The organism is Corynebacterium sp. HMSC062A03 (assembly GCF_001811145.1).
In the GTDB taxonomy this organism is placed as follows: domain Bacteria; phylum Actinomycetota; class Actinomycetes; order Mycobacteriales; family Mycobacteriaceae; genus Corynebacterium; species Corynebacterium aurimucosum.
Map to the genome: position 1 here is coordinate 165,852 of NZ_KV803707.1, position 18,601 is coordinate 184,452.

20 protein-coding genes are annotated in these 18,601 nt (G+C 59.3%); 10 read left to right on the top strand and 10 right to left on the bottom strand.

Annotated features, from left to right (window positions below; all coding sequences use genetic code 11):
• Window positions 1-84: 84 nt before the first annotated feature.
• Window positions 85-576, bottom strand: coding sequence for a DUF4307 domain-containing protein (locus HMPREF2781_RS11920; protein ID WP_070646307.1), 492 nt, complete (start codon window positions 574-576; stop codon window positions 85-87).
• A gap of 92 nt (window positions 577-668) precedes the next feature.
• Here HMPREF2781_RS11920 and mca point away from each other — a divergent pair, with 92 nt between their 5' ends.
• Genes mca through HMPREF2781_RS11935 form a run of 3 tightly spaced genes read left to right on the top strand, consistent with a single transcriptional unit; the run spans window position 669 to window position 2,648 of the window.
• A complete protein-coding gene (gene mca, locus HMPREF2781_RS11925) occupies window positions 669-1,559 on the top strand; it encodes a mycothiol conjugate amidase Mca (protein WP_070447052.1) in 891 nt (296 codons plus the stop codon).
• Window positions 1,560-1,562: 3 nt separating this feature from the next.
• Window positions 1,563-1,856: a hypothetical protein gene (locus HMPREF2781_RS11930; RefSeq protein WP_010187365.1), complete on the top strand. Its 294-nt coding sequence runs from the start codon at window positions 1,563-1,565 to the stop codon at window positions 1,854-1,856.
• Window positions 1,857-1,877: 21 nt separating this feature from the next.
• Complete coding sequence (locus tag HMPREF2781_RS11935; RefSeq protein ID WP_070447051.1) at window positions 1,878-2,648, top strand: isoprenyl transferase; 771 nt, start codon at window positions 1,878-1,880, stop codon at window positions 2,646-2,648.
• Window positions 2,649-2,663: 15 nt separating this feature from the next.
• Here HMPREF2781_RS11935 and coaA read toward each other — a convergent pair whose 3' ends face one another.
• Window positions 2,664-3,590, bottom strand: a complete 927-nt coding sequence (gene coaA, locus HMPREF2781_RS11940; RefSeq protein ID WP_070447050.1) for a type I pantothenate kinase — start codon at window positions 3,588-3,590, stop codon at window positions 2,664-2,666.
• Between the two features lie 196 nt (window positions 3,591-3,786).
• On the opposite strand from coaA, the gene glyA reads away from it, so the two are divergent.
• Complete coding sequence (gene glyA, locus HMPREF2781_RS11945) at window positions 3,787-5,088, top strand: serine hydroxymethyltransferase (protein ID WP_070646309.1); 1,302 nt, start codon at window positions 3,787-3,789, stop codon at window positions 5,086-5,088.
• Here the strand turns inward: glyA and HMPREF2781_RS11950 are convergent.
• Entirely contained in the window at window positions 5,085-5,441 is a 357-nt protein-coding gene (locus HMPREF2781_RS11950; protein WP_210386040.1) for a DUF5997 family protein, read from the bottom strand. The genes glyA and HMPREF2781_RS11950 overlap by 4 nt on opposite strands.
• 98 nt (window positions 5,442-5,539) lie before the next feature.
• Between HMPREF2781_RS11950 and HMPREF2781_RS11955 the strand changes: the two genes are divergently transcribed.
• The 5 genes from HMPREF2781_RS11955 (at window position 5,540) to HMPREF2781_RS11975 (ending at window position 10,561) form a co-directional block, all read left to right on the top strand.
• Window positions 5,540-6,241, top strand: coding sequence for a LysR family transcriptional regulator substrate-binding protein (locus tag HMPREF2781_RS11955; RefSeq protein WP_070646312.1), 702 nt, complete (start codon window positions 5,540-5,542; stop codon window positions 6,239-6,241).
• Between the two features lie 126 nt (window positions 6,242-6,367).
• Complete coding sequence (locus HMPREF2781_RS11960; protein WP_070646316.1) at window positions 6,368-7,006, top strand: LGFP repeat-containing protein; 639 nt, start codon at window positions 6,368-6,370, stop codon at window positions 7,004-7,006.
• Between the two features lie 334 nt (window positions 7,007-7,340).
• On the top strand, window positions 7,341-8,699 hold the full coding sequence (locus HMPREF2781_RS11965) for a PhoH family protein (protein ID WP_070447043.1): 1,359 nt from the start codon (window positions 7,341-7,343) through the stop codon (window positions 8,697-8,699).
• A gap of 71 nt (window positions 8,700-8,770) precedes the next feature.
• Window positions 8,771-9,346, top strand: a complete 576-nt coding sequence (locus tag HMPREF2781_RS11970; protein ID WP_070447042.1) for a GNAT family N-acetyltransferase — start codon at window positions 8,771-8,773, stop codon at window positions 9,344-9,346.
• Window positions 9,347-9,427: 81 nt separating this feature from the next.
• Window positions 9,428-10,561 (top strand): hypothetical protein, encoded by a 1,134-nt coding sequence (locus HMPREF2781_RS11975; protein ID WP_070447040.1) that lies wholly within the window; start codon window positions 9,428-9,430, stop codon window positions 10,559-10,561.
• A gap of 80 nt (window positions 10,562-10,641) precedes the next feature.
• Here the strand turns inward: HMPREF2781_RS11975 and HMPREF2781_RS11980 are convergent, their stop codons facing one another.
• From HMPREF2781_RS11980 to glpX, 4 genes are all read right to left on the bottom strand, one after another.
• The gene (locus tag HMPREF2781_RS11980; protein WP_070447038.1) at window positions 10,642-12,216 is read right to left on the bottom strand and encodes an MDR family MFS transporter; all 1,575 of its coding nucleotides are present in this window, start codon (window positions 12,214-12,216) and stop codon (window positions 10,642-10,644) included.
• On the bottom strand, window positions 12,210-12,833 hold the full coding sequence (locus HMPREF2781_RS11985) for a TetR/AcrR family transcriptional regulator (protein ID WP_070447037.1): 624 nt from the start codon (window positions 12,831-12,833) through the stop codon (window positions 12,210-12,212). Before HMPREF2781_RS11985 ends, HMPREF2781_RS11980 begins: the two co-directional genes overlap by 7 nt.
• Window positions 12,834-13,240: 407 nt before the next feature.
• A complete protein-coding gene (locus HMPREF2781_RS11990) occupies window positions 13,241-14,641 on the bottom strand; it encodes a class II fumarate hydratase (protein ID WP_070646319.1) in 1,401 nt (466 codons plus the stop codon).
• Window positions 14,642-14,739: 98 nt separating this feature from the next.
• Window positions 14,740-15,759, bottom strand: coding sequence for a class II fructose-bisphosphatase (gene glpX, locus HMPREF2781_RS11995; RefSeq protein WP_070646322.1), 1,020 nt, complete (start codon window positions 15,757-15,759; stop codon window positions 14,740-14,742).
• 202 nt (window positions 15,760-15,961) lie between these two features.
• Here glpX and HMPREF2781_RS12000 point away from each other — a divergent pair, with 202 nt between their 5' ends.
• Entirely contained in the window at window positions 15,962-16,552 is a 591-nt protein-coding gene (locus tag HMPREF2781_RS12000; protein ID WP_070646325.1) for a DUF4245 domain-containing protein, read from the top strand.
• A gap of 10 nt (window positions 16,553-16,562) precedes the next feature.
• On the opposite strand, the gene HMPREF2781_RS12005 is transcribed toward HMPREF2781_RS12000, so the two are convergent.
• From HMPREF2781_RS12005 to xseA, 3 genes are read right to left on the bottom strand one after another with little or no spacing between them, the layout of a single operon-like run.
• A complete protein-coding gene (locus tag HMPREF2781_RS12005) occupies window positions 16,563-16,919 on the bottom strand; it encodes a hypothetical protein (RefSeq protein ID WP_070646328.1) in 357 nt (118 codons plus the stop codon).
• On the bottom strand, window positions 16,920-17,207 hold the full coding sequence (locus HMPREF2781_RS12010) for an exodeoxyribonuclease VII small subunit (RefSeq protein WP_070646331.1): 288 nt from the start codon (window positions 17,205-17,207) through the stop codon (window positions 16,920-16,922). It abuts the gene before it with no gap.
• A gap of 56 nt (window positions 17,208-17,263) precedes the next feature.
• Window positions 17,264-18,505, bottom strand: coding sequence for an exodeoxyribonuclease VII large subunit (xseA, locus tag HMPREF2781_RS12015; RefSeq protein ID WP_070646334.1), 1,242 nt, complete (start codon window positions 18,503-18,505; stop codon window positions 17,264-17,266).
• Window positions 18,506-18,601: the final 96 nt, after the last annotated feature.

Genomic DNA, 18,601 nt, shown 5'->3' on the forward strand with positions numbered 1-18,601 from the left:
ACTTTTATTTCTCAAAGAACGGGCGCAAAAGCGCAGGTGGCGCAGCCCATTCAGAACGCTCAACATACTAGCACAGCTGGGCTTTTAGTTGTCGGTTGCCTCACCCGCTGTATCCATTGCGCTGGCATCGAGATAAGAAGGAATATTTCCAGAACAACCGTAGACGCCACCGGCGACAGCCGGGTGGTTGGTGGGGATGTCCACTGCGACGCGCTGGGCAGACTCGCCGCCGGCCGGCACGGCAATTTCGCGGCGGCCGACCTCGGCTTTGGAGTAGTCAAAAGCCTGCACGATGCAATAAGCAGGTTCTTCAACGCGGTTGCGTGTGATGTCTACCCAAATGCGCATGGAGTCATCGGAGAGGATCTCGTGTGTGACATAGGATATATCTGCGTTGACCTTCTGCTGGCTGCGGAAGTACTGAACGCCAAAGACGATGGCCGCGACAAACATGGCCAAAAACACCAGCACCAGTGCCCGATTGGTCCAGGAACCTCCTGTACGCGGGGTGCGTGTCTTGGAACCGTATCGAGACTGTGAACGTGCGGAGCGAGAAGCGGGTTGGGCGTCAGACATGAGTCTGATTCTATCCAACGGTCGCCGCGAAGCTACTATCCACTAGACTGGGCGTCTGTTTAAAGAAGCAATCTAGGGAGATGTAGCACCCAGTGAGTACAAAGCGCCTGTTGGCTATTCACGCGCACCCTGACGACGAATCCTCGAAGGGTGCGGCGACAACCGCGAAATATGCTGCGGAAGGGGCGGAGGTCCTCGTCGTCACCTGTACCGGTGGTGAGCGTGGGGATATTATCAACCCGGCCATGGACCGCCCTGGCGTCCTTGAGAATATGGGCAGTATTCGTCGAGAGGAAATGGCGGAAGCGGCCGCCGCTTTGGGCGTGCAACACCGCTGGCTTGGGCACGTGGATTCGGGCCTTCCCGGCAACCCGCTTGCGCCTAATATTAAGGACCTGCTCCCCGAGGGCTGCTTTGCTCTCAAGGAAGATGATGAGGTAGCCCAAGAGCTGGTGGAGATTATCCGTGACTTCCGCCCCCACGTCATCATTACCTATGACGAGAACGGCGGCTACCCACACCCGGATCATCTCATGGTCTACCGAGCGTCTATGTTGGCGTGGGACAAGGCGGGCGATTCCGCGTACCACCCAGAATTGGGGGAGCCGTGGGAGCCGCTGAAGCTCTACTACACGCACGGCTTTGTGTATCAAAGGATGAAGATTTTCCACGACCTCCTTGTGGAGGAAGGAAAGGTGAGCCCTTATGAGCCGATGCTTGCGCGGTGGGATACCGCTTTCGGTGACATCATGGCGCGAGTGACCACGCAGGTAGAGTGCGCGGACTACTTCCAAAATCGGGAGGACGCTCTCCGCGCACACGCCACCCAAATTGATCCGGCCGGTGCCTTTCTTGCGACTCCGGTGTCCGTGCAGCAGGAGCACTGGCCTACGGAGGAATTTGAGCTGGCTAAGACCCGCGTTTCGACGGCGCTGCCGGAGGATGATTTATTTGCGGGAATCCCGGAAGTAGGGGAGGCTTAAAACATGAACGCTTTGTACTTCGCGGCGCATGACGTCGCCCTGCTCGCCCAGGGGAGCCAAAGCGGGCCGGTAGGACCAGAGTTCGGTAAGGCCTCGCCCATCGGTTTGCTCATCCTTGCCCTGATGGGCGTTGCCGTCCTCTTCGCAGGCTGGAATTTTCACCGCCGCTACTCGCGTTTCCGCCGCCGTACCATGTTCGCGCAGGATCACGGCATTGATCCTTTCGATGATGAGGCGGTCGATGCGGCTATGAAGGAAGCCGGCATCCTCGATAACAGTAAGAAGTCCATCTTTTAACGCAGAGGACGTTTCCCCACCGTGAAGTTCCTAAGCCAGCTCCTATATCCCCTGTATGAGGCGCGTCTAACGCGTGAGATTAAGAACAAACCGCAGCCACGCCACGTGGCAATCATGGCGGATGGCAATCGCCGCTGGGCGCGCGAGGCGGGCTTTACGGATATTAGCCACGGTCACCGCCAGGGAGCGCGGAAAATTAGTGAGATGATCTCTTGGTGCCAAGGCACTGACATTGAGGTCGTCACTATTTACCTGTTGTCGACGGAAAATTTGAAGCGCAGCGAGCAGGAAGTGCAGCTGCTTTTTGACATCATTTCTGATGTTGTCACGCACCTTTCCCAGGGCGATCTGGATTGCCAAATCCGTCTCGTGGGACACCTAGATCTGCTTCCTGAACAGGTTACCGCCAAAATGCAGTGCGCTGCTGAAGCCACAGAAGATCACCAGGGCGTCATCGTTAACATCGCGGTGGGCTACGGCGGGCGTCAAGAAATCGTTGATGCCGTGCAGAGTCTCATTCGTAGCGAAGCCGAAAAGGGATTGAGCGCTGAGGAGATTGCGGAGAACGTGACGGCAGAGGCCATCACGGGCAACCTCTACACCAAAGGTTTGCCGGACCCAGATCTCGTGATCCGCACCTCCGGTGAACAGCGTCTTTCCGGCTTCCTTCTGTGGCAGGCTGCTTATTCAGAGATTTGGTTTACGGATACGTATTGGCCCGCATTCCGCCGGGTAGATTTCTTGCGCGCTTTGCGCGATTATTCGCAGCGCTCACGCCGCTTTGGGCGCTAGCCCGATAATGCCCGCCTAGAGCTTGCGCATCCGCACTTGCTCCACCAAATGGTGTGAGCCCTTGCGTAGAACCAAGGAAGCACGCACTCGGGTGGGCAAAATATTTTCAATAAGGTTGGGCAGGTTGATGGACTGCCAGATTTCTCGGGCCTGCACGTAGGCTTCCTCATCCGTCATGTCCGCGAAGGAGGCGAAGTGCGCACCCGGCTCGCGGAAAGCGGTGTGCCGGAGCTTGAGGAAGCGGTCAATGTACCACTTTTCAATGTCGTCGACTCGGGCGTCCACATAAACAGAGAAGTCGAACAGGTCGGAGACCATGAGGGTCGGACCGGTTTGTAGGACGTTGAGGCCCTCCAAGATGAGGATGTCCGGCTGGCGAACCTCCTGAAATTCCCCGGGGACGATGTCATAGGACACGTGCGAGTAGAGCGGGGCCGTGACTAGGGGTTTGCCCGATTTAACGTCGGTAACAAAACGCATCAGTGCGCGGCGGTCATAGGACTCCGGGTAGCCCTTGCGCTGCATTAGCCCGTGTTCTTTAAGGTAGGCGGTGGGGTAGAGGAAGCCGTCCGTGGTCACCAAGTCGACCTTCGGGTGGGAATCCCAGCGTTCAAGGAGCACTTGGAGCAGGCGTGCTGTCGTGGACTTGCCCACGGCAACGGAGCCAGCGACGCCGATGACGAAGGGCACGTGCGTCGGTGGGTTACCCAAGAAGGCCTCCGTGGCTGCGGTGAGCTTTTGGCGGGCCTCCACCTGCATGTGGATGAGACGCGAAAGGGGGAGGTACACCTCTGCTACCTCGGTGAGGTCGATGCGGTCACCAATGCCGCGGAGTTTTTCCACCTCGTTTGCCGTGAGCACCTGTGGCATGGATTTACGTAGGGCACGCCACGTATCACGGTCAAAATCGAGGTACGGGCTCGCATCGGTCATTCGCGCCATGCCGACTATTGTCGCACTGCATCGGGCGCCTAGTGCAATTGCCCCGAATGAAAAGATTCCTAGAGGCCCCCGCGCGGGGGATGCGGGCGTTAGGATGTAGAACTAGCTTCGGCGATTTCTCAAGCCGGTGGTGTTGTGCTGCGAGCGGGCACTGCCGGCGATCTTGACCATCTTTAGGAAGGGACACCACGCTTTCATGACGACTACGAACAATTCAGACGTGCGCTACCAGGAGATGCGCGATCTTGACCCCGAGGTCTTCGATGCTATCTCCGGTGAGATTGCTCGTCAGCGCGATACCCTCGAGATGATTGCCTCGGAGAACTTCGTCCCCCGCGCGGTTCTACAGGCACAGGGTTCTGTTCTCACCAACAAGTACGCAGAGGGCTACCCGGGACGCCGCTACTACGGCGGCTGCGAGCACGTCGACGTCGTGGAGGATCTGGCTCGCGATCGCGCCAAGGCGCTGTTTGGCGCTGATTTTGCCAACGTCCAGCCGCACTCCGGTGCCCAGGCCAATGCTGCTGTGCTGGCTTCGCTGATCCAGCCGGGTGAGAAGATCATGGGCCTATCCTTGGCGCATGGCGGTCACCTGACCCACGGTATGAAGCTGAATTTCTCCGGCAAGCTTTACGACGTTGCCGCGTACGAGGTTGACCCGGAGACCATGCGCCTCGACATGGATAAGGTGCGCGAACAAGCTCTGGCAGAAAAGCCGCAGGTGATCATTGCTGGTTGGTCCGCCTACCCACGCACCATCGACTTCGAGGCTTTTCGCTCCATCGCCGATGAGGTCGGCGCGTACCTGTGGACGGATATGGCGCACTTCGCGGGCCTCGTGGCCGCCGGTCTGCACCCCTCCCCGGTGCCGCACTCCGATGTTGTGTCCTCCACCGTGCACAAGACGCTTGGTGGCCCGCGCTCTGGCCTCATCTTGGCCAAGCAGGACTTTGCCAAGAAGATCAACTCCAACGTCTTCCCGGGCCAGCAGGGAGGACCGCTCATGCACGTCATCGCGGCAAAGGCTATCGCCCTCAAGATTGCGGCTACCGAGGAATTTAAGGAGCGTCAGGAGCGCACCCTGGAAGGTGCTCGCATTTTGGCTGAGCGCCTGACCGCTGAGGATTGTACCAAGGCAGGTGTCGACGTCCTCACCGGTGGTACCGACGTGCACCTCGTGCTGGCGGACCTGCGTAACTCCGAGCTCGATGGCCAGCAGGCGGAGGACCTTCTCCACGAGGTCGGCATCACTGTGAACCGCAATGCGGTTCCGAATGATCCGCGCCCGCCGATGGTTACCTCTGGTCTGCGCATCGGTACCCCGGCCTTGGCTACCCGCGGCCTCGACGCGGCGGCCTTCACCGAGGTGGCCGATGTCATCGGTACCGCGCTGGCGCACGGTAAGAACGCGGACGTCGCCAAGCTGCGCGCTCGCGTGGAGAAGGTCGCCGCAGACTTCCCGCTCTACGACGGTCTTGAGGATTGGAAGCTGGTTTAAGCTTTCCCGCGCTCTCCTGACTCTTCTTGGGAGAGCTCATTCGAGCGCTCCTCAGCGTGAGCTTTCCGAGCGGCTTCGAGCCACTCGGGCATCGCGCTGAGGAGTTCTTTAATTTCCGCGGTGGTGAGAGGACGGTCCATCTCGTTCTTCTTCAGCGCGGTCACGGAGATTCCCAGTTTCTGTGCCACCACTGGGCGCGGGTGGGGGCCTTCTCGACGCAGTTTAGCCAGCCATTCCGGCGGATTCTCCTGCAAGTCGCGCAGTTGCGCGTGGGTTACTGCGTTGGCTTGAAACTCCTCCGGGGTGGCCGGCAGGTAGATGCCCAGCTTCTTGGCTGCGGTTTGTGCGCGCATGGCGGTACCGGAAGGCTGCTGGGTTTCGTTGTTGGGGGTTTCCTTATTCGGGGTATCAGTCACGCTCACCACGCTAGCAGCACCGTAGTATGAGGTGCATGCTCCGCCTTGTCTTTTCCACTGGTACAGAACCCGGTAAGTGGTTTCGCCGCTACCGTGACTCGCATTCCCCCGAGTCCCTGGTGACCGTCGACGCCGATGATGCGCTGGCGGTTCTTCTCGCGCATGAGGCAGACCTCGCACTCACCCGCCTGCCAGATTCGCGGGTTGATGACAGCTTCCATGTGGTTCGTCTTTATGAGGAGGCGCCTGGTATTGCGGTGCCGAAAGACTCGGTCTATGCGGAGGTAGGGGAGGACATTGCGCCAGCGGATGTTGCCGAAGAGATTGTGAACTACCGGATTGCGCGGGACGGCAGTGTCGACGTTCCAGCCCTGCGCACCGCCCTCCAGGTCGTGGCAGCCAACGTGGGCGTGGCCATCGCGCCTCGACCACTGCTGAAGGTGCTGAGCAAGAAGCAGGTAGTCGCACTTGGGCTAGAGGACTCTTCCGTTGTGCGCACAGAAATCGCTTTGGTGTGGCGCCGGGCTGATGATGGTGACGAGATTCAGGATTTCGTCGGGGTGGCAAAGGGAAGGACGCGGAATTCCTCCCGCAACACGGCTGAGAAGCGCAGCGCCCGGGACAAAGCAAAGGCTAAGCAAGAACGCAGAAAGGCCCAAGGAAAGTCTCACAAGGGCTCGATTTCCAAACCGTTATCGAAAAGATATAGGGGTTCTCAACAGCGGAAACGCCGATAAATAAGTCTCTTTGTTGTCAAATCACAGGTTCGATGGTGGCAAGACGTGCTGGCTAGGCCTACGGTGGGTTTCGTTCTCAACAAAAGTACTTAGAACAGTGCTCAACTAGAAGAGAAAGGTTTAAGAATGAAGAAGATGACTCGTCGTTTCGCTGCTGGTATCGCCGCCGCCACCCTGTCCCTGGGTGTCGTTGCTTGCTCGGATGCTGAGGATGCCGCTAAGGATGCTGGCGACGCCGCACAGTCCGCCGCGTCCGACGCTACCGATGCTGCCGGCTCTGCTGCTCAGGACGCCAAGGATTCCATGAAGGACTCCGAGTCCGCCGATCCTTCTGATGCTGAGGGTGCAGAGGATGCTGACTCTTCTGAAGCAGATTCTGCCGACTCGGAGGGCGGCGCTGAGGGCGACAAGGAGAGCGTATCCACCGCCAACGGTGATGTAGAGGTCCCGGCCGACTTCGCTCAGGCTATCAAGGAGAAGGCTGCTGAGTGGGGCGACCCGGAGTCCATCGAGACCACCGACAAGGGCAGCGTTGCAACTTTTGCCAAGGACAAGCTCCTGGCATTCGCTGAGGGCGAAGGCACCCAGCCGATCATTGGCAAGATCGCCGAGACCTGGACCGAGGAAGGCGGCCTTGAGAGCAAGGTAGGCCTGCCGACTGCCCCGGAGCAGGCCGAGGGCAACGGTTGGGTACAGGAGTTCACCAACGGCACTATCTCTTGGCTGCAGGGTGAGTCCGGCGAGTACGAGGCCACGATCAACTAAAGGCTTAGCTCGCATGTAGCGGGATTAACCGCCCGTTGAGCTTCTAAGACAGGCTCCGCACTGATAGATCGGTGCGGAGCCTGTCGCTGTTTTCCATGGTCACGGCTTCGCGAAAGAATAAACTACTCCCAACTTGTGGGAATGGTGTGACTGCGGTGAATGCCGTTTAAAAACTGTTCATCTTGCACCCATGTAATTTCAACCTTCGCTCTCTAGCGTGGACGGTGTCCGGAGGTTAAGTGCAGTTTCCGGGCAGTTCGACAATCACCAGCTTCACCATGCCCTCCCAGGTCGATGAGTTGGGACGGGCATAAAAAGGGAGAACCCTGCCGCTATGACCAATCCTTCCGTCCTGACCGAGCAGCCGCACGAGGCCGCTGTGGCAACCAAGACCTATGTCATCGATACCTCCGTCCTTCTCTCCGACCCCTGGGCGTTGCGTAAATTCGCAGAGCACGATGTGGTTCTGCCCATCGTCGTTATCTCTGAGTTGGAAGGAAAACGTCATCACCCGGAGCTTGGCTGGTTCGCCCGCCAAGCTCTTCGCTTTTTGGAGGACCTCCGCGCCACTTACGAAGCTCTGGATCAGCCGCTGCCCGTCAATGCCGCGGGCGGAACGCTGCGCGTGGAGCTTAACCACCAGGATCAATCCTTGCTGCCGGCGGCCTTCCGCGGGCCGGAAGGGGATCACCGAATTCTCGCGTGTGCGCTGAACTTGCAGCACGAAGGCAAGGACACCGTTCTGGTAACCAAGGATGTCCCGCTGCGCGTCAAGGCCGGCGCTGTGGGCCTGCAGGCCGATGAGTACCATGCGCAGGATGTCGTGCTCACCGGCTACACCGGCATGGCCATCGTGCCCACCAGCGCCGAGGTCATCGATGAGCTCTACGGGGAAGGCGAGGTGCTTATCGACGGCTCCGTGACCACCGCCGGCACCCGCGTCGAAGACCTGCCGGTGCACTGTGGCGTGACTCTGCAGGCAGGCGGGCAATCAGCACTGGGACGCATGACGGCTGAGGGCACTGTTCGCTTGGTGCGTGGGGATAGCAATGTATTCGGTCTGCAAGGCCGTTCCGCCGAGCAGCGCGTTGCACTGGAACTCTTAGTAGATCCTTCCGTGGGCATCATGTCCATCGGCGGCCGAGCGGGCACGGGTAAGTCCGCGCTGGCATTATGTGCTGGCTTGGAGGCAGTTCTGGAGCGCGGTGAGCACCGCCGCATCGTGGTATTCCGCCCGATGTATGCGGTGGGCGGACAGTCCTTGGGGTACCTGCCGGGCTCGGAGAGCGAAAAGATGAACCCCTGGGCCCAAGCAGTCTATGACACTTTGGAAGGGTTGGTATCCGAAAACGTCATGGAGGAAGTCCAAGACCGCGGCCTCTTGGAAGTTCTCCCACTGACCCACATCCGTGGCCGCAGCCTGCATGATTCCTTCGTCATCGTCGACGAGGCCCAGTCACTAGAGCGCAATGTGCTGCTCACAGTCCTTTCGCGACTGGGCCGCGGCTCCCGTGTGGTGCTCACACATGACGTTGCCCAGCGCGATAACTTGCGTGTTGGCCGCCACGATGGTGTGCAGGCGGTCATTGAGAAACTCAAGGGGCATGGGCTTTTTGCGCATGTGACCCTGCAGCGCTCTGAGCGCTCTGCCATTGCGGAGCTCGTCACCGATTTGTTGGAGGGTGAGAATTAACGCGTTCGCGAATGGCGATCTGCCTGCTCTCAGCTTGGCATTAACGCAGTGTGCTCAGTAATAATTGTTTCATGAGCGACAACGCAGAAAACAAGAAGAAGGATTTCCGCATCCGGCCCTTCAACGCTGCGGACTACCCGCAGATGCGGGAAATCTATGAGCAGGGCCTGAACACCGGTCACGCTACTTATGAGACCCGCTCGTTGACCTTCGAGGAATTTAAGAACGTCAAGATCATGTCGTCCGTCTTCGTCGCTGTTGAGGAAGACGATGACTCGAAGGTTCTCGGTTGGGTCTGCGCTGCGCAGGCGTCCACCCGTACCGTGTTCCACGGCGTGGTGGAGGATTCCATCTACCTGAGTAAGGAAGCCCAGGGCAGGGGTATCGGTGGCGCCTTGCTGGATCAGCTCATTGAGGTCTGCCGCGACTTGCACAAGTGGGCCATCCATTCGTGGATTTTCCCGGAGAACGAAGGCTCCGCTGGTCTCCACAAATCCCGTGGCTTCGTCAAGGTGGGTACCTACTCCCACATGGCAAAGATGACTTATGGTGAGCTTGCCGGCCAGTGGCGCGATACCGATGTTTATGAGCTGCTCCTTCCGAAGCCGGAGGAAAAGAAGGCAGAAGCCAACCAGAAGAGAAAGTAATTATCTCACTTTTCTAATATCAGGGCAGGAGTGGGGATAGAATAGAACCTGTTCGCAACCACTCTCTATCGAAGGCGAATCATGTCTTTCCGCACCTCTGTGCTTGCCCTTTCTACCGCCGTAGCCGTGTCGACCGGTGCTTTCGCAGCGCCCGTTGCCACGGCTGCTGAGTTTCCATCTGCCGGCTCCGTCCCTGTGGCGGAGCTCGACGTTAACCACCCCAATGGTGCTTTGGCTTATGTCTTTGCTGAGCCCGTGATGCAGTCCGATATTGACCTGGTTACCCGCCAGGTTCGGCAGCTACGCGGCAAGGCTTGGGACGATAACCTTCCCTTCAACGGCGGAACGCTGCGCCAGGCTGCTAGCGCCGCAGGTTTCCGCACCCGCGATGCCTATGTGAATTCCATCTCCTGGGATCGCGGTCTCGAGCACGCGGTTTTGCAGCGCGCTGCCGAGGAGAACCTTGACTTCAACCATGAGAGACTGCCAGGGGTTCCTCCCTTCGGAGTCATTAGCAACCTCTGGGCCGGTGAAAACCTGACCACTAAAGGGATGTCGGACGCGATCGCATCGTGGTCGACCGATAAGTACCAGGGGGCAAGCGAGTGGGATATGCTCATTCGCTCACATGGCCAGTTCAATGATCGCACTGGGCACCTCTACTCGATTATCGATCCCACCCACGTAACATTCGCTCAGGCGCAGGTTGGGGAGGTGACTGCTGGTTTCTTCTCCAACCGCGATATGCCCGGTCAACCCGCGCGTATTTCCGGCCGCCACGCATTCCCTATTGCCGTGCCGGAAAGCACAGTCGGCAAAGCCGAGCTCATGACTACGGGTGGCACTTCCGTCGGAAGCCAAGGAAGCCTGGGATTGAGCATCGACGGCTTCCGGGGAGCAAAGCTGGGGGTTCCGGTGGCGTCGCCAAGCAGCAGCGATCCGGAGGTCTTGGAAGTCAACGAGGACGGAACCTACACGGCCAAGTCCGAGGGCACTGCGACCATCACCTTCAACACTCATGTGTTGCGTAATGGTCAGCCCCAGCTGTCAAACAACCAAGTCACCAAGACCGTGAAGGTGACCAAGAAGTCTCTTCTCGGAAGCTCGAGCACCGGTGGCACGGATGTTGGGACCATCGTGGGCATCATTGCCGGCCTGCTGGCACTCATCGGTGTGGCTGCGCAGGTAGCGCGCCAGTTAGGAATCCTGCGCTAGGCACGTTGATACAAGAAAACCCTCGCTACGTGATTCTTCGTAGCGAGGATTTCTTGTTGTTGCATCCTTAGGGGAGTGCTCTAATCGATGGTCTCCTTGAGGTGCTCCTCCCGCACGGGCAGGATAAGCAGGAGAGCGATGATGGCCATCGGAACCATGAGCAGGATGACTGGGGTTAGACCATCGTTATAAGCGTTGAGGACGACATCGCGGATCGGCTCCGGTAGCTGTGCAACCATCGATGGGGTCAGGTTGGAGGAACCGCCGCCCTCGGCGTTGAACTTTTCCGCAAACGGTGCACCGGCCTTGCCCATGGAAGCAATGGCAGCAGGCATATTGGCAGCTAACTCGTCCTTCATGTTGTGGATGAATAGCGAGCCCACGAGGGAAGCGCCCATGGCGGAGCCGATTTGGCGGAAGAAGTTGTTAGCCGCAGTAGCGGTGCCCACCAGCGCCACGGGGAAGGAGTTCTGAACGATGAGAACGAGCACTTGCATAACAAAGCCAAGTCCGATGCCGAAGACGAGGAACTCCGCGCCAAGCTGAGTCAGGGAGGTCTCCACAGTCAGCTTCGACATCCAGAACAACGCGCCAGCCGTAATGGCGAGACCGATGATGGGGTAACGCTTGTAGTGGCCGGTTCGGGCGATGATGAATCCCACTGTGGTAGAAGTGCCGATCATGCCGAGCATCATCGGGATCATCATGAGTCCCGCCTTGGTAGGTGTGAGGGTGTGCACCATCTGCAGGTAGGTCGGCATGTAGCCCAGCACACCGAACATAGCCAGGCCCAGCACCATGCCGGCGGCCGTCGTGAGCACCATGTTGCGGTTCTTAAACAGCAGAACTGGGATCAGGGGCTCCTCGGCCCGCTTCTCGACGAAGACCGTGATAACAGCACCAATCACAACGATGACGGCCAAGGTAAGAATGACGGGATCCGACCACTCATACTGAGTGCCGCCCCAGGTGGTCATGAGGATGAGCGAGGCGGTAGTGATAGCGATGAAGGTGGCTCCCAAGGCATCAAACTTACGCAGATCAGTATCGCCGACGCGCAGGTGCAGAACGAGCACGCACACGGTCATGGCGAGCAGACCAAGGGGAATATTCATCCACAGACCCCAGCGCCAGCCAGGTCCATCAGTGAACCAGCCGCCAAGGACTGGGCCGAGGACGGAGGACAGGCCGAAAACGCCGCCCATGATGCCCATGAACTTACCGCGCTCACGTGCCGTGGTGACCTCCGCGATGATGGACTGGGAGGAGATCATCATGAAACCAGCGCCGAAGCCCTGAATGGCACGGCCAATAATGAGCAGATTCATCGAATTGGCGAAGCCACCCACGGCGGACCCGATGACGAAGGTGGCAATACCGCCGATGTAGAGCCACTTGCGGCCCATCATGTCACCGAGCTTGCCGGAGATAGGCATAGCAATGGTCATGGTGACCAGGAAGGCGGAAATAACCCAGCTCATGTGGTCGACACCGCCGAGCTCGCCGACGATGGTGGGAAGAGCGGACGCGAAGATCATCTGCCCCAGGGAGCTCATCAACATGGTGAGCACGAGGGCAGAGAAGACGAGGGCAAGGTTGTTTTCCGGCTTGCCATTGTCAGTGTTGGCCACTGGCGGTTTCGCGGTAGCTACCATGACAGTCCTTTCGAATAGTTGTTGATGAGTGCGAGTGCGGAGTCAAAGCGCTGCTCAAAGGGGATATCACAGCTGAAGTCTGGCGAGGTGGTGGCCAACCAAAAAGCCTCACGGATGGTGACAGCAATGAGTAGTGCCTCCGTGTGCGGGGAGACATCCGGCATGGTCTTTAACGCTGGCTCCTTCTCTAGCCGCTGGGTGAGAAGCTCAAGTACTTCGTTAGACTTGGCACGCTTTCTGCTTAAGGACGCCGCCGCTGCGTCCGCATCGCGGGAGATACGGCGGCGTCGTTCAGCAATTTCCTTATTGGCGTGCTGCCCATTGAGGTGTTCCTTGATGAGACCTACGGCCAGCTTAAAGAGGTTCTCCGTAGGAGTTTCGAGCAGGTAACTCTTTTGCTCCTGGGAGAACTCTTGGCTGGGGTTGCCCAAGACGGCTGAGTCCTTGGAATCGAAATAGTTAAAGAAGGTGCGCCGGGAAATTCCGGCCTTCTCACAAATCTCCTCCACCGTGACGGAGGCAAAGCCATGCTCGTCTACCAAGAGGGTGGCAGCATCCTCTATGCGTAGGCGAGTTTTCAGGCGTTTTTGCTCGCGTAATGACAGTTCTTCTTGCACGGAGTGTAATCCTACACCCGGTGCAAGTTTGCACCAAGTGCAATGATGGTGATTCTCGTGAGGGCGGGGAGCTCTTTATGGCGTAGCGCACAGGAAGGGGGGGAGCAGATGGTAGCAACCCTACCCTTCGCGCTCACCAGCAGCATGCGCTGTGGCTGATTAAGGCTCGCCGTGAGCGCGAAGGGCGCGAAGTGATGGCTTGGAAAGGAACTCTCAAGCCCAAAACTGCCCTAGTTGACGAAGTTATTGCCAGATCTTGAGTCATGAGCGGTGGTTTTGGCAGATCGGGCAGTTGCTGCCCCGACCTTGTTGTTGGCCCCGCAGGGCGGATGAGAAAACAGCGAAACCGCCCTGCGTGCCACCTCAAGGAGGTGGTGCGAAGGGCGGCGGCGTGGGCGAAAGCGAATTTAGAAGTTATCGCGGTCGCGGTTGGTCATGGTGAGAACGTTGAGGCGCTCATCGAGTTCCTCTTCGGTGAGGTTCTCGCCGTCGACGAAGCCGAGGTCGATGACGGCTTCGCGGACGGTGATCTTCTCGTTCAATGCGTGCTTAGCTGCCTTGGCGGCGTTCTCGTAGCCGATCTTGGAGTTCAGCGGGGTGACGATGGAGGTGGAGGACTCCGCAAACTTCTTCATGCGCTCCTCGTTGGCCTCGATGCCGTCAACGCACTTCTCAGCGAAGACGCGGGAAACATTAGCCAGCAGGCGGGAGGACTCGAGAACGTTGCGGGCCATCATCGGGATGTAGACGTTGAGCTCGAAGTGGCCGTTGGAGCCGCCGAAAGCAACAGCGGCGTCGTTGCCGATGACCTGGCTGACCACCATGGTGGCGGCCTCGCTCAGAACCGGGTTGACCTTACCCGGCATGATGGAGGAGCCCGGCTGCAGATCCGGGAGGTGGATCTCCGCAAGGCCGGTGAGTGGGCCGGAGCCCATCATACGAATGTCGTTGGCAATCTTGTTGAGGGAGATAGCAACGGTGCGCATGGCGCCGGAGAACTCGACGAGGGCGTCGCGGGCAGCCTGGGCCTCGAAGTGGTTCTTGGCCTCGGAGAGCTGGTCAATGCCGGTGAGCTTCTTGAGCTCCTCGGTGACCTTGCCGCCAAACTCAGCGTCGGTGTTCAGGCCGGTACCGGTAGCGGTGCCGCCGATAGCCAGTTCGCCCAAGCGCGGCAGGGTAGCCTCAACGCGCTCGATGCCGAGCTCGATCTGGCGAGCGTAGCCGCCGAATTCCTGGCCCAGGGTGATCGGGGTGGCGTCCATCAGGTGGGTACGGCCGGACTTAACTACATCAGCGAATTCCTTGGCCTTGGCCAGCAGGGAATCGTGCAGGACCTTGAGACCCGGGATGAGGTCATTTACTGCAGCCTCCGTTGCCGCAACGTGGGTTGCAGTGGGGAAGGTGTCGTTGGAGGACTGACCCATGTTCACGTGGTCATTCGGGTGAATCTCCACGCCGTTCTTGTGGGCGATGGAGGCGATGACCTCGTTGGTGTTCATGTTGGAGGAGGTGCCGGAGCCGGTCTGGAAGACGTCAATCGGGAAAGCATCGTTGTGCTTGCCCTCTGCAATCTCGGTGGCGGCGGCGATGATGGCGTCAGCCTTCTCCGCGTCCAGCTTGCCGGAGTCCTTGTTCACCTGAGCACAGGCAGCCTTCAGGAGGCCGAGAGCGCGAATCTGCGCATCCTCTAGACCGCGGCCGGAGATCGGGAAGTTCTCCACGGCGCGCTGGGTCTGGGCACGCCACAGGGCATCTGCCGGAACCTTTACCTCGCCCATGGTGTCGTGTTCAATGCGGTATTCAGTCATGGATTCACCTTTTCTGTGAAATGAGTTTTGTTGGGTTCTTTATGTGTGCCGTGGCACGGCATTCATGGCCACCGTAGCACTCTTCCTAGGAAAGTGAACTAGCTTTCCTTATCGTGGGGGTTGGTGTAGTCGACCACGGAGTATTCCTGCAGCTTAGCCAGCTTATGGATGGAGTCGACGTAGCGGATGGTGCCGGACTTGGAGCGCATGACCAGAGAGCGGGTGGTGGCACCGTTCGGGCGGTAAGAGACACCGCGGAGCATATCGCCATTGGTCACACCGGTAGCGGCGAAGTAGCAGTTCTCAGAGGAGACCAAGTCGTTGGTGGTGAGGACGCGGTCGAGGTCGTGGCCAGCCTTGCGAGCCTTCTCGGCTTCCTCCTCATCCTTGGGCCATAGCTTGCCTTGAATTTCTCCACCCATGCACTTCATGGCGCAGGCGGTGATGATGCCCTCCGGGGTGCCGCCGATGCCCATCATGAGGTCGATGGAGTTGCTGTCCTGGCAGGTAGCGATGGCGCCTGCGACGTCACCGTCCATGATGAGGCGAACCTTGGCACCGGCCTCGCGGATCTCACGGATAAGGTCATCGTGGCGCGGGCGGTCGAGAACGACGACGGTCAGGTCAGCTGGCTTGATGCCCTTGGCCTTGGCCACGGATTTCACGTTCCACTCCACCGACTCATTGAGGTCGATGGCGCCGACTGCCTCGGGGCCGACAGCGATCTTCTTCATGTAGAAGACCGCGGACGGGTCGTACATCGTGCCGCGCTCGGCAGCGGCGATGACAGAAATAGCGTTCGGGCGGCCTTCAGCCATCAGGCGGGTGCCGTCAACCGGGTCGACGGCGATGTCCATCTCGGCGCCCTGGCCGGTGCCGACCTTCTCGCCGTTAAACAGCATCGGGGCTTCGTCCTTCTCGCCTTCGCCAATGACGACGACACCGTTCATCTCGACGGAGTTGATGAGCTTGCGCATAGCATCCACCGCGGCGCCGTCACCTTCATTCTTCTGTCCACGGCCAACCCAGCGACCCGAGGCGAGTGCTGCCGCCTCGGTGACACGCACCAGCTCCATGGCTAGGTTGCGGTCGGGGATATAAGACGTGTTGTCAGACATGTTTGATTAGTCCCTTTCTTTTCAGGTGGCTCGGCCCGGGGTGGGGGACAACCCGGAATACATATTCCATTCTTCCACTTTTCTTCCGGTTTCAAGCCCGAATGCCTCCCCCAGAAGTGGGATGAGGGGGTGATTGCTGCCAAAAAGGGCAGGTAGGAGGCCGCTGTCGCACGTGGTGGAGCAGGCGTGACATACTAGGCGAGTGGCATCTGAAGATAAACCAAAGATTTTTGAGGACGCGCGCGATATCACCCTGACGGTGGGCGTCATCCTCATCATGATGTTCCTCGCGGTTGGGGCAACGGGACTGTGCTCAATCAACCCCGAAAAGTCGGGGCCCGTGCAGAACGTGGATGCCGCTACCTTCTTGGAGATGGAAGCGCGCGGCAGCGGGGCTGTCATTAGGGAGCCGGATATGCCGGAGGGCTGGCAGCCCACAGCCGCGCGGCGCAAGCAGATGGGTGGCGAATCTGGTGCTGTGGTGAGCTGGCTGACCACTAACGATGGCTATGTTGAGTCAGCGCAGACGCAGCTGGCGCTTGGCGATGTCCCCGGGGCTTATGACTCCAATTACCGTGCCAACTCCGAGCGGCGCGAGGTAGCGGGCCAGGATGTGGAAATTCTCAGTAGCGATGACAAAGACGTGCGCCCGCTGTGGATTACCGACTTGGGGGATGCCCGCCTCGTCCTCACCGGCTCTGCCTCCGATGCCGACTTTGAAGCGGCCCTGACCGCATTTGCTGAGGCCGAGCCACTCCAGATCGCTGAGGATGGAAGCGTCATCAGCGACTAGGTTCCGCTGATTAACGGAAGGCTACGCTCTGCAGTGTGGTTCCGTCCCATTCCACCTCGACCGAATCTCCAGCAGCGCTGGTGAGGGACTCTGGATCGAGGCCGCTCAAACGCGTCTTGCCGAGGTATACATCTACCTTCTCATGGAGGGATTTGCCGGGGAAGATGGCGATCTCGCTGAGCTTATTCTCATTAAAGCGCAGAACAATGGAGCCGGAGAAGTAGCCGATCTCTTCGCCATTCGCGGTGTGCGGGGGGCCGAAGAACTCTTCAGCGAGCTGGCGCGAATCACCGAAGACCATGGACCCTGCTCCGCCTGACTTGGAGACGAAGTCCACGCGATCTCCCGGGTAGCCGTAAATCTTCATTTAGTCTTCTCCTGCTTCTTCGTTGTGAACTGCACTATCGGTGCCCTCTGCGTTCTTTCGGAGGGCTTCCTCTACGCGCTTCGAGGCACCGTCGAGGTGCGCCTCGCAGGCCTTAGCTAGGGCCTCGCCGCGCTCCCAGTACTTGAGGGATTCATCCAATCCCATCTGTCCTAGCTCGAGGATCTTCACTGTTTCAATGAGCTCATCACGAGCCTGCTCATAGCTCAGCTCTTCCACCGGCGGGAACGCGTCCTGGCCGGGCTGGCCGGCGCCAATCGTGTCAGTCATGAGGTGAAGTATCTTCTTTCTCTTGTATGTTCCGTCTTAACTATTAACTGTTCTGTTTAATCTGCGGCCTGAGAAGCCATTGCAGCAGCGGTGATCGAGCCATCGCCCACACGTATACGCAGCTGCGAACCCGGTGGTGATTGCGTGTAGCTCGTGACGACCTCCGGACCGCTGCCATCGCGCGGAAGGACTTGCACGATGGCATAGCCGCGTTCGAGGGTGGCCGAGGGGCCTAAGGCGGAGACCCGAGCACGCAATGAGGCTACCTGGTTAGTTTCGCGGTCCAGATAGTGGCTCATCACCCGGCGGATCAGCGCGAGATTTCGCTCCAACTCCTCGCGGCGTGCGTTGATAGGCACCATCGGATCTGCAAGAACCGGGCGGGAGCGGATGTTTTCGAGTCCGCGGCGCTCTCGGTCCACCCAGCCGCGCAGCGCTGCCGCCATGCGCGAGCGTGCTTCGGAGATCAGCGCGTATTCCTCGGCGGCGGAGGGTACGACACGCTTGGCCGCATCGGTGGGGGTAGCGGCGCGGAGATCGGCGACATCATCAAGCACCGGGTGATCCGGCTCGTGGCCGATGGCGGAAACGACAGGGGTGCGGGCCTCCGCCACGGCGCGTTGCAGTGCCTCCTCGGAGAAGGGGAGGAGGTCCTCCACTGAACCTCCGCCGCGAGCAATGATGATGACATCTACGTCTGGGTCCGCGTCGAGGGTCCGTAGAGCGTCAATCACCTGGGTAACAGCCGTGGCTCCCTGTACTGCAGTATTGATGACGTTGAACTGGACCGCCGGCCAGCGGTCCTGTGCTACAGACAGGACATCGCGCTCGGCGTGGGAGCCGCGGCCGGTGATGAGGCCGATTTTCTTGGGCAGGTAGGGAAGCGGCAACTTGCGCGAGGGATCACACAGGCCTTCCTGGCGCAGCTTCTGCCGCAACATTTCCACCCGAGCGAGGAGATCTCCGATGCCGACGTGGCGGATTTCGGTCACCCACAGGGAAAAGCTTCCGCGCCCAGCGTAGAAGGCAGGCTTGCCGTACACCACGACGCGGTCGCCATCTTTGAGCGGTGAGGGAGCATTGCGGATGAGCGAGGTGTTGCATGTCAACTGAACAGACTTTTCCTGCTCGACATCACGCAACGTGATATAGGAGAGCTTCCACGTCGGCTTCATGTTCAACTGGGTAATTTGCCCCTCCACCCAGAGGAAGCCGAGACGCTCGATCCAGCCTTTGACTTGGTCATTGACCTTGCCGACGGGCCACGGTGTCTCCGCGGAATTGGCCGGTTGGTTCACGCGCAGTCCTTTCTCTTGAGCGGTCTTCTCGTTGGGGTCTGTTCCGAACAGTGTATGGCTCAGTCTAGGAGGCGCGCCGGACATCCGGTGTCACCG

Excerpts from the sequence above, each read along its gene's own strand:
- coaA (WP_070447050.1), bottom strand. The coding sequence starts at position 3,590 with ATGGCGCGAATGACCGATGCGAGCCCGTACCTCGATTTTGACCGTGAT.
- HMPREF2781_RS11960 (WP_070646316.1), top strand. The coding sequence starts at position 6,368 with ATGAAGAAGATGACTCGTCGTTTCGCTGCTGGTATCGCCGCCGCCACC.
- HMPREF2781_RS11970 (WP_070447042.1), top strand. The coding sequence starts at position 8,771 with ATGAGCGACAACGCAGAAAACAAGAAGAAGGATTTCCGCATCCGGCCC.
- HMPREF2781_RS11930 (WP_010187365.1), top strand. The coding sequence starts at position 1,563 with ATGAACGCTTTGTACTTCGCGGCGCATGACGTCGCCCTGCTCGCCCAG.
- HMPREF2781_RS11955 (WP_070646312.1), top strand. The coding sequence starts at position 5,540 with ATGCTCCGCCTTGTCTTTTCCACTGGTACAGAACCCGGTAAGTGGTTT.
- HMPREF2781_RS11965 (WP_070447043.1), top strand. The coding sequence starts at position 7,341 with ATGACCAATCCTTCCGTCCTGACCGAGCAGCCGCACGAGGCCGCTGTG.
- glpX (WP_070646322.1), bottom strand. The coding sequence starts at position 15,759 with ATGTCTGACAACACGTCTTATATCCCCGACCGCAACCTAGCCATGGAG.
- HMPREF2781_RS11990 (WP_070646319.1), bottom strand. The coding sequence starts at position 14,641 with ATGACTGAATACCGCATTGAACACGACACCATGGGCGAGGTAAAGGTT.
- HMPREF2781_RS12010 (WP_070646331.1), bottom strand. The coding sequence starts at position 17,207 with ATGACTGACACGATTGGCGCCGGCCAGCCCGGCCAGGACGCGTTCCCG.
- HMPREF2781_RS11920 (WP_070646307.1), bottom strand. The coding sequence starts at position 576 with ATGTCTGACGCCCAACCCGCTTCTCGCTCCGCACGTTCACAGTCTCGA.
- HMPREF2781_RS11950 (WP_210386040.1), bottom strand. The coding sequence starts at position 5,441 with ATGCGCGCACAAACCGCAGCCAAGAAGCTGGGCATCTACCTGCCGGCC.
- HMPREF2781_RS11980 (WP_070447038.1), bottom strand. The coding sequence starts at position 12,216 with ATGGTAGCTACCGCGAAACCGCCAGTGGCCAACACTGACAATGGCAAG.
- glyA (WP_070646309.1), top strand. The coding sequence starts at position 3,787 with ATGACGACTACGAACAATTCAGACGTGCGCTACCAGGAGATGCGCGAT.
- HMPREF2781_RS11975 (WP_070447040.1), top strand. The coding sequence starts at position 9,428 with ATGTCTTTCCGCACCTCTGTGCTTGCCCTTTCTACCGCCGTAGCCGTG.
- HMPREF2781_RS12005 (WP_070646328.1), bottom strand. The coding sequence starts at position 16,919 with ATGAAGATTTACGGCTACCCGGGAGATCGCGTGGACTTCGTCTCCAAG.